Origin of the sequence: Streptomyces sp. SM1 (genome assembly GCF_002910825.1) — a bacterium.
GTDB lineage: Bacteria > Actinomycetota > Actinomycetes > Streptomycetales > Streptomycetaceae > Streptomyces > Streptomyces okerensis.
In genome coordinates this window covers 1-2,196 of sequence record NZ_NEUB01000769.1, presented here as the reverse complement: position 1 = coordinate 2,196, position 2,196 = coordinate 1, and the positions used below count along the sequence as shown (strand labels likewise).

General features: G+C 73.2%; 3 protein-coding genes. All 3 read right to left on the bottom strand.

Annotated features, from left to right (window positions below):
- The coding region (locus B9S61_RS42530; protein WP_258039819.1) for a SulP family inorganic anion transporter at positions 1–138 on the bottom strand (138 nt) is incomplete at its 3' end.
- Positions 139–397: 259 nt separating this feature from the next.
- Complete coding sequence (locus B9S61_RS23655; RefSeq protein WP_103544066.1) at positions 398–997, bottom strand: hypothetical protein; 600 nt, start codon at positions 995–997, stop codon at positions 398–400.
- Between the two features lie 103 nt (positions 998–1,100).
- Positions 1,101–2,174 carry a zinc-dependent alcohol dehydrogenase family protein gene (locus B9S61_RS23650; RefSeq protein WP_103544065.1) on the bottom strand — a complete coding sequence of 358 codons (1,074 nt, stop codon included), beginning with the start codon at positions 2,172–2,174 and terminating at the stop codon, positions 1,101–1,103.
- Positions 2,175–2,196: the final 22 nt, after the last annotated feature.

Sequence of the window (2,196 nt, the reverse complement as noted above, 5' to 3'; positions counted from 1 at the left end):
CCCCGCCTCGGCGCCGAGCCCCGAGGAGACCCCGAAGCCGAGCGCGAGCGGCAGGGCGACGACGGCGACGGTCAGGCCGGCCAGCAGGTCCCGGCGGGGGTGGCGCCGCGTCTCGGCCAGGTCGGCGCGGGTGGGCATCAGCGAGGTGATCCTGGACCGGACTCCGGCCTGTGACAGCGGTTCGGACACGGCCCCTCGACTTCACTCGCGACTGGATGACGAGACAAGCATGTAATGAATTGCGAAAATTTGCAATTCCGCAGGTCATGCGTCCCCGCCGCCCGTCACCGCCGCGAAGTTCACCGTCCGGTGCTCAGTCCGTTCGGCTCCGTCGGGAACCGTTCCGCCTCTTCCGCGGGGTCGGCCGGTCCGGGCCCCCTCGCCGGTTCAGCCCGATTCAGCCCGTCATCCGTTTCCGCCATGACGGCTCGACCCGCTGCCACTCGGCCTCCCATTCGGCCAGCCGCTGCCCCTGCAGCCGGGAGCGGCCCAGCCATCCGCCGAGCACGACCAGTCCCCCGGAGGCGACGGCGACCGTGATCCCGGCCATGACGATCTGGAACCGCGCGTCCGCGCCCTCGGGCGGTGCCGAGACGAGCCGGCCCTCGGAGTCGTTCCACACGGTCGCCGCGCTGCCCGCCTTCGCCCTCGTGTCGACCTCCGCCCGGCCGGTACGGGTGGTGCCGTCGGGAGCGCTCCACCGCACCTTGGCCCAGACACCGCCGTCCCCGTCCTCCGCCACGGATGCGGGCAGGGCATGGGCGGCGTCCTCCACGAGTACGGCCGGGACGGGACGGGTGTGCTCGCGGCGGTCCTCGATCGCCCCGTTCACGACGCCGGCCGCGGCGACTCCGGTGAAGGCGCCGATGAGCAGGGCGAGGACGAGGGTGGCGAGCAGTAGCCACGCCTCGACCAGATCGCTGCGGCGGCGCAGCGGGTTCTTCCGCCACCGCCACAGCCGCACCCTGCGCGGCCTCGCACCATGCGTACTCGTCATGGGAGGTCACCTCCTCACGCGGGTGCCGAACGGCGCCACTTCTCCAGGGTGGGCCTTCGGCTCCCGGTCCGGCATGGGCCGAACGGCCCGGACCGTGGCCGCGTCAGACCGTCGGTTGCACGGGGACCACCTCGTGCTGCGGCACGCCGAGTACGACCTTGAGCGCCCCGGTCTCGGCGGCGTTGCCGAAGACGTCGTACGCCTCCTGCATGTGGTCGAGCGGGAACGTGTGGGTGACGAGCCGGCGGGTCGGGAGCCGGCCGGCCGCCGCCATCCGCAGCAGGGTGGGGGTGGAACGGGTGTCGACGAGACCGGTGGTGATGGTGACGTTCTTGATCCACAGGTTCTCGAGGTGCAGGGTGGCGGGCGCGCCGTGCACGCCGACGTTGGCGAGGTGCCCGCCGGGGCGCACCATGCGCGCGCTGAGTTCGAAGGTCTCCGGGAGGCCCACCGCCTCGATGACCACGTCCGCGCCGAGTTCACCGGTGAGGTCCGCGATCAGCTGCTCGGGGTCCTCGCTCGCGTCGGCCACGGCATCGGCGCCGAACTCCTTCGCCGCCTGGAGCCTGGACGGGGCCAGGTCCACGGCGACGACGCGCTCGGGCGCGAACAGCCGGGCGGTGGCGATCGCGGCGAGTCCGACGGGCCCGGCGCCGACCACGGCGACCGTGTCGCCGGGGCGGACCCGGCCGTTGAGCACCCCGACCTCGTAGGAGGTGGGGAAGATGTCGGCCAGCAGCACGGCGTCCTCGTTCGCGACGGCGCCGGGCAGCGGGTGCACCGAGAGGTCGGCGTAGGGGACCCGGACGTACTCGGCCTGGGTGCCGTCGACGCGGTGGCCGAGGATCCATCCGCCGCCGCCGCGGCACTGCCCGTACATGCCCTCGCGGCAGTAGCGGCAGCGCCCGCAGGCGGTGATGCAGGAGACCAGGACGCGGTCCCCCGGGCGTACGGTGCGGACGTCGCCGCCGGTCTCGACGACCTCGCCGACGGCCTCGTGGCCGAGGACGGTGCCGGGGCGGACCGCGGGCACATCGCCCTTGAGGATGTGCAGGTCCGTTCCGCAGACGGTGACGGCGTCGACGCGGACGATCGCGTCGCCGGGGTCCTTGATCTCCGGGTCGGGGACCTCCTCCCAGGCGGACTGCCCGGGGCCGTGGAAGACGTAGCCCTTCATACCGATCCTCGCTTCCCTCGCT

Coding starts and splice junctions, on each gene's coding strand:
- B9S61_RS23650 (WP_103544065.1), bottom strand. CDS start 2,174: ATGAAGGGCTACGTCTTCCACGGCCCCGGGCAGTCCGCCTGGGAGGAG.
- B9S61_RS23655 (WP_103544066.1), bottom strand. CDS start 997: ATGACGAGTACGCATGGTGCGAGGCCGCGCAGGGTGCGGCTGTGGCGG.